The organism is Caballeronia sp. BR00000012568055 (genome assembly GCF_029439455.1).
In the GTDB taxonomy this organism is placed as follows: Bacteria; Pseudomonadota; Gammaproteobacteria; order Burkholderiales; family Burkholderiaceae; genus Caballeronia.
Genome location: NZ_JAQFVG010000339.1, coordinates 1 through 7,042, shown reverse-complemented (window position 1 = coordinate 7,042; position 7,042 = coordinate 1). Strand labels below are relative to the sequence as shown.

The following is a 7,042-nucleotide window of genomic DNA, read 5'->3' as shown; positions in this document are numbered from 1 at the left end:
CCCGGCATCAGCCGCCTGATCGCAGAACTGGAGGCCGCCTCGGGACTCCGGCTTTTTTCGCGCAACGGAGGAAGAATTCAGATCACCGAGGCCGGCGCGTCTTTTTATCGTGATGTCGAGCAGAGTTTCATCGGGTTGGACATGCTCGAACAGTCGGCCCGCGAAATACGAACAATGGAAAGCGGGCGCTTGAGAGTCGTGGCCGCGCCATTGTTCGCGCTGGGGTTTTTGCCTGCGGTTATCGAGCAATTCGTGCGGTTGCATCCGCAGATCTACGTGTCGCTCGAGATGCGCAGTGAAGCCACGATGCAACGGTGGGTATCGTCAGGTCACTATGACGTCGGTATTGGGTCGGTGGCGCCGGAAGCTTATGCCGTGACGTTCGAAGACCTGTTTCGTCTTCCGCTGCTTTGCGCGTTGCCGGCCAATCATCCACTGAGCTCGCGCAGCAAGATTCGCGCAATCGACCTTCGCAATGAGCGCCTGATTCTCCCGTCTTACGCGGATGAACCGCGTGCGCCCATCGATCGGGTCTTGCGTGCAGCGGGTGTTGACCAGGTTCCCGCAATCGAAACCCCTTATGCGGCACTTATCCTGTCTATGGTTTCTCGCGGACTCGGTATCGGATTGACGAACGGCCTCGCCACCTTGAATACCGCAACGGCTGGCGTGGTTCTGCTGCCGTTCGAGCCGGTGATGCATGCGCGAGGATACTTTCTTCAGACGCAGCTCAACGCGTCCAAACCACTTGTCAAAGAGTTCCTGGGTCTGGTCAGACACTCGTTGAACGATGAGATTGGAAAACTGCCCAAGGCATTTCGTTAGTTATTCTTATAAATTAATGACGATTCTAGAGCGTTATCGATGATCGACGCGATCTTATTTGGCCGTGTTGAATAGTGCGATCGAATTGCGGGAGCGCCGACTAATGTCCAGATCGAGGTGAAGCACTCAACGCGTTACGCGAATACGGGCGGTTGGGGTGACGGGCAATTTGAGAACGGTAGGGCTAATTCGCGAATGCACGGGCGTCCCCCGTCATCGCTTCCAAAGCGCACGCGCACAAGTCCTCAAGCCGCCGCCCTTTTCTGCCGATAACCCGGTCATTCCGCGACCCGCGTGCCTACATTCCAACGAAGGATCCGACGATGACCACGACAAGCATCAGCCGACGCACTTTCATTCTGGGCATGGGCGCATCGGGCCTGCTTGCCGCATGCGGAGGCGGTTCGGGTTCGAACCCGGCGTCGTCATCGGCGTCTTCGGCGAATCCTGCTTCTGCCACCGCGCCGTCCGGCGCATCTACGCCCACAAACGGCAGCGGCACCAGCACCGCATCGACCGCGAAAACCCCGCTGACTTTCGATCTCACCCAGACCGACCTGCCCGCAGGCACCGCCGTCTACGCCTACGTGATCGGCGAAGTGAGTCTGCCGGCCGGTAACACGCAATACTGGATCGATTCCACCGGCACGCCGCACGTGATGAGCGCCGCCGACAACACCATTCCCGCGAAGACGTTCCCCGGCTCGTCCGCGCTGCCGTCCGGGGAAGCGGCCGCGCTCGCCGCGACGTATCCGCTGGCATGGGCCGATTACAGCATTCCGCTCACGGTCGGATCGAGCTTCGTGCTGGATTTGTCGAAGCTCAACGCGAGCACGCTGCCGGGTCTGGGCACCGGCACGGCGGCGTTCAGCGGGCGCATCTATCTGTCGGTCGGCGTGCCGAAGCTGCCGTTCACGGCGCTCAGCAGCAGCCAGTACACCGCGCCGGTGACCATCGGCGGGCCGGGCGCGTTGACGCTGTTCGACTGGATCGAATTCTCGTTCGACAGCAACGGCAATTTCAACGGCAACACCACGCAGGTCGATCAGTTCGGCTTCCCGCTGTTGCTGAACGGCACGCCGGGCGGCACGCTCCAGGGCCAGTACAAGTCGTCGCGTCCGGCCATTCTCGATGCGGTATCGAAACTGCCTGCCGCGTTCTACGTGCCGCAGGCCGTGGCCGCGCCGTCGGCGTTTCCGTCGGCCATGGCGGTCAACGGCAGCGTCACGCTGCGCGCGCTGTCGCCCAAGAGCATTTCGGCGCAGGCTGGCTACACCGGCTCGCTGCTCAGCTATTTCGATCAAACCATCGAGAACTGGTATCGGACCTGGACCACCACGCCGCTCTCGACCACCGATCTTTCCACCGGCACCTACACCGGTATCGTGCAATCCGGAGTCGGCCTGACGTTCTACAGCGGCGCGACGGCCAGCGGCACGGCGGCGTTCACGGTCGGCGGCGCGGGCACGCCGGGCATCTCCAGTCTCGACGTGTGGCAGTGCGCCAACGCGCTCGCCACCGGCAGCGACGCGGCCAAGAACGTGCAGAAGATGATCGCCGCCGCCTTCAATCGCGGCGTGATGTCCAACACCCTCGCCGATGCCACCTGCAAGAACGACGCCGCCACGTTCTATCAGATTGCCAACGCGAACACGCTGGTGGTCAATCCGTGGGCGCAGTTGTTCCATCAACTGAGCACGAATTCGCTCGCCTACGCGTTCCCGTACGACGACGTGTGCGACCAGAATCCGTCGATCGGACTGACGGCGACGCAATCGGTGAGCATCGCGCTCGGCAAGTTCTTCAGCTAATCGCCCGATTCGCGGACGATTCCGCGCTCATCGCCATGTCCGATTCTCTTCGGCAGACGGTCACACCGCATATCGCGCGCGATATCCGCGCGTTTGCCGAACCGCTCGCGCTCTGCCTGATCTGCTATCTGCTGGCGCGGCCCGTTGCGCATCTGGGCGGCGCGGGCACGCTCGCGGCGATCGCGTGGCCCGCGCCTGCCATTGCCATCGCGGTGATCTGGCCGCTGCCGCCGCGACGCTGGCCGGTGTATCTGCTGGCGGTGTTTATCGCGATTGCAGCGACGGGTGAATTCAGCGCCGCGTCATGGCGCAGCGATCTGGGCTTCTGCCTGCTCGATGTGCTCGAAGTGGCGCTGTGCGCGTGGCTAGGCCGCCGTTTCGTCGATACCAACGGCAGCATTGTCACGACCTCCGCGCTGATGCGCTTTCTGTTGCTGCTGCCGCTCGCCGCCATCGGCATCACGTCGATACTCGGCGCCACGCTCGCCAGCGACCTGAGCCACGACGGCTGGTGGCGCGAATGGCGCACGCTGATCGTCGGCAACGGCGTGGCGGTGTTGGTGCTGACGCCCGCCGTGCTCGCGTGGCGCGCGCGCACCGCCGCCCCCGCCGGCCCCGCCGCGCTCGCCGCGCCCGCCCGCTATCCTGAATCGATGATCGCGCTGGCGTGCAGCGTGGCCGTGATCACCTTGCTCGTCGCGGCGGCGGCGCTGCATGTGTCGGAGCAGGTGCAGCGCGTGGTTGTATCGCTATTGCTGGCGGCGACCGCGATCTACGGCGGCATGGCCGCTGCGGCGACCACGGTAGGCACCGCGTCGGTGGTCGGCGTGGCACTGACCTTGATGACCTTCGGCCCATATCACGTCGATAACGCCGAAAGCGCGCGCAATTTGCAGATCGATATGGCGGGACTGGCCATTCTTACGCTGTTCGTCGCGGTGGCCGCGCGTGAGCGTCGCCAGTTGGCGCTCCGGCTCGAACGGGCGCGGCGGATGGAATCGCTCGGGCTGCTGGCGGGCGGCGTCGCGCACGACTTCAAGAACATTCTCGCCGCCGTCGATGGTTACGCCGAAATCGCCCGCGACCGGCTTGCTGCGGATTCCGCCGCGCGTATGCCCTTGCGCGAAGTGCAGGCGGCGTCGGCGCGCGGCTACGCGCTCACAGAAGAGATCTTGCTGGCGGCGCGGCGTGGCGATCGCGTGCGCGAAACGCTCGATCTGCTGTCGATCGTGAAGGAAAGCGTCGCGCTGGCGCGGCCCTTGTGCCGCAACGGCGTGACGATCGAACTGGAACCGGCGACGCATCGGCTGATGGTTGCCGCGCACGGCGGACAGCTCGTGCGCGCCGTGCTGAATCTGGCTAGCAACGCGAGTCTCGCCGCACGTTCGCGCGTGGTGCTGCGCGTGGGCCGCGCGGATACTTTTGACGAAGCGCTCGCCGTCGGTGACGTGCCGCCGGGCGCAATCGCGTGGGTCGATGTCGAAGATGACGGCGCGGGCATTCCGGCTGAGCATCTGCCGCATCTGTTCGAGCCGTTTTTTTCGGTGCGATCTGCATCTGGCAAACTCGGTGGTGGCTCGGGCTTAGGACTCGCGATCGTCGCGGGCGTCGCGTGTGAGCATCGCGGGGGCGTGGCGATTTCCACGAGTGCTGCGGGCACGCGTTTTCGGTTGATATTGCCGCTGGTGTCGAGCGCACCGATGTCGGCATCGGCGGAAGAAGACGTTGATGAAAATGCGCAGCCGCTCGCGCAAGGCGAACGCGTCATCGTGATCGATACGGACGTCCCCGCGCGCGAGCGCTGCGAAGACTGGCTCGCGGAAATGGGCTTCGAGCCGCTCGGCTACGCCGATGCCGACGAAGCACTGATCGACGCCGCCGCCATGCACGACGACCGCCCGCTGCTGCTCGCCGACGCGGAGCACCTGCCGATGGACCCGCACACGTTCATCTCGCGCGTGCTCGACGAAGCGCCGCGCACGCGCCTGATTCTCTGCACCGACGACCTGTCTCTGCTGCACGATGCGCGCTGCATCGTCCTGCCCAAACCATTGGACCGCGAAGCGCTCGCTTCCGTCCTGAATTCCGCCCTGAATACCGCTCTGAAGGACCTGTCATGACGTTGCCGCCGCAACAGAGCATCCTCGTGGTCGATGACGACCATTCGATGCGCACGCTGCTGATCGAATATCTCTCCGGCCACGGCTACAAAGTGGATGGCGCGGCGAGCGCGCACGAGGCGATCGGCGTGTTCGCGTCGAAGCGCTACGACCTCGTGCTGCTCGATCTCGGCCTGCCCGATGGCGACGGCACCGATCTGGCGCGCCGCTGGCGTGAAGAAGCGCAGGTGCCGATCATGTACATCACCGGCCGCAAGGACGAGGCCGATCTGGTGATGGGACTCGAACTCGGCGCGGACGATTACATCGTCAAGCCGTTTTCGCTGCGCGAAGTGCTGGCGCGCATGCGGGCCGTGATGCGTCGCGCGGGCGGGGTATCGAGTGCGCCGCTGTCGCGCGGCAAACTGCCGAATGCGTATCGATTCGCGGGCTGGACGCTGAATCTGAACACCCGACGCCTGAGCGCGGCGGATGCATCGACGGTGCCGCTGACCAACTCGGAATTCAATCTGCTGGTGACCTTTCTCAGCGCGCCGGGCCGCATCATCACGCGCGAAAAGCTGCTTGAAAGCACGCGCGCCTTTGATGACATTTATGATCGCGCCATCGACGTGCAGATTCTCCGGCTGCGTCGCAAGATCGAGATCGACCCGAAAAAGCCGACGCTGTTGCGCACCGAGCGCGGCGCGGGCTATATCTTCGATACCGACATCGAACATTTGTGGACCTGAAGAACCTCGTGAACGATATCAAGAGCCTGGGCACGCAGCCCATCAGCGACGCGCAACCGTGCGGTATCGACGTGCGCGACGATCCCGACTTCGATCTGCTGCAAAACGAAATCGCCAAACTGACCAATCCGGCCGCGAGCGGCGCGCCCGACTGGGAACAGGTGGTGCGGCTGTCGTCGGCGCTGCTCGCGAACAAAGGCAAGGACATTCTGGTCGCGAGCTATCTGACCGGCGCGCTGCTGATCACGCGCGGTCTCACCGGTTTGAGCGATGGCGCGCAGATGCTCGAAGGCATGCTGGCGACGCATTGGGAGCAGCTTTATCCGCCGGTCGCGCGGCTGCGGGCGCGGCGCAATGCCGTGCAATGGCTGATCGATCGCGTGCGCGCGCATGGCGAGGAGCACGACTGGTCGAGCTGGCCGCCGCAGGACGCGGCGCTGGTTGGCGCCGTGCGCGAGGCGCTGGCGGGCATCGATCGCGTGCTCGCGGAAAAGGACGACGAAGCTCCGTCGATGCAGCCGTTGCGGGCTTTGCTGGGGACGGTGCAGGTTGTGGAGCCTGTAGTTGAGGTTGTGCCTGAGGTTGTTGTAGTGGCACCTGCTCCGGTCGCCGTCGTTGCTGCTGTGCCCGCTGCCGCCGCCCCGCTTCCCGTCGATTCAACCGATAGCGCCAGCCACGCCACCGACGAAGCGCTGCAACGCATCGCCGAGATCGGCCATTGGTACGCGGAGAACGAGCCATCGAGCGCACTGGGTTTTCGGCTGCGGCGCATCGGCGCGTGGGCGGGTATCGAACAATTGCCTGTTGCGAGCGGCGCGGAGACGCGTCTGCCCGGTCCGCTTCCGCAATTGCAGGACGCGTTGCGCAATCTGCAATCGCGCGCGGCACATGCGGATGTGGTCGCGTTCGCGGAAACGCAGCTCGCGCAGTATCCGTTCTGGCTCGATGTGCAATGCGCGGCCGCCGCATCGCTCGCGATTTTGGGCGATGCATGGAGCGATGCGCATCGCGAAGTGTGCAACGAGACCGCGAAGTTCGTGGCGCGGATGGACGGGATCGAGCGCCTGAAGTTTTCCAACGGCGTGCCCTTCGCCGGTGCCGATACGCTGGCGTGGCTCGGTACGCTGGCGTCATCGGGCGCGGATGCGGGTGCATCGGTCGCTGCCGATCCGCTCGCTGCGGTGATATCGCGGGCGCGGGCGCTTGCTGCCGATAACGATCTGCCCGCTGCGGCGCAATGCCTTCAGGATGCGATCGACAAGAGCACTGCCGTGAGCGCGCGGTTGCGTTTGCGCACGGCGCTGTGTGATGTGCTGCTGGAGTATCGGCCGGGAGCGCGGCTGGATGCGTTCGCACGCGCGCTTGTTGAGGAGATCGATCGATTTGGTGTGGCGGCGTGGGATCCTTCGCTTACCGCTGATGCGCTACGCGCGGCTTATGGGATTCTTAGTCGTAACGATGCTAATGAGGATGAGACTGCGCGGTTGTTGGCGCGGATCGCGCCGTTGGATGTGGGGATTGCTGTTCGGTTGGTTGTTTGATTTTTTGGGTTCTG

At 64.3% G+C, this 7,042-nt stretch carries 5 protein-coding genes; all 5 read left to right on the top strand.

Annotated features, from left to right (window positions below):
- Positions 1-825 (top strand): LysR substrate-binding domain-containing protein (locus P7F28_RS29530; protein ID WP_277188508.1); only part of this gene is annotated, 825 nt, incomplete at its 5' end.
- Positions 826-1,148: 323 nt separating this feature from the next.
- Positions 1,149-2,636, top strand: a complete 1,488-nt coding sequence (locus P7F28_RS29520; protein ID WP_277188506.1) for a beta-1,3-glucanase family protein — start codon at positions 1,149-1,151, stop codon at positions 2,634-2,636.
- Between the two features lie 35 nt (positions 2,637-2,671).
- A complete protein-coding gene (locus P7F28_RS29515) occupies positions 2,672-4,756 on the top strand; it encodes an ATP-binding protein (protein WP_277188505.1) in 2,085 nt (694 codons plus the stop codon).
- Positions 4,753-5,487 carry a response regulator transcription factor gene (locus P7F28_RS29510; protein WP_277188504.1) on the top strand — a complete coding sequence of 245 codons (735 nt, stop codon included), beginning with the start codon at positions 4,753-4,755 and terminating at the stop codon, positions 5,485-5,487. Before P7F28_RS29515 ends, P7F28_RS29510 begins: the two co-directional genes overlap by 4 nt.
- Positions 5,478-7,028: a type VI secretion system protein TssA gene (gene tssA / locus P7F28_RS29505; RefSeq protein WP_277188502.1), complete on the top strand. Its 1,551-nt coding sequence runs from the start codon at positions 5,478-5,480 to the stop codon at positions 7,026-7,028. The genes P7F28_RS29510 and tssA overlap by 10 nt, the downstream gene beginning before the upstream one ends.
- The last annotated feature ends 14 nt before the right edge of the window (positions 7,029-7,042 follow it).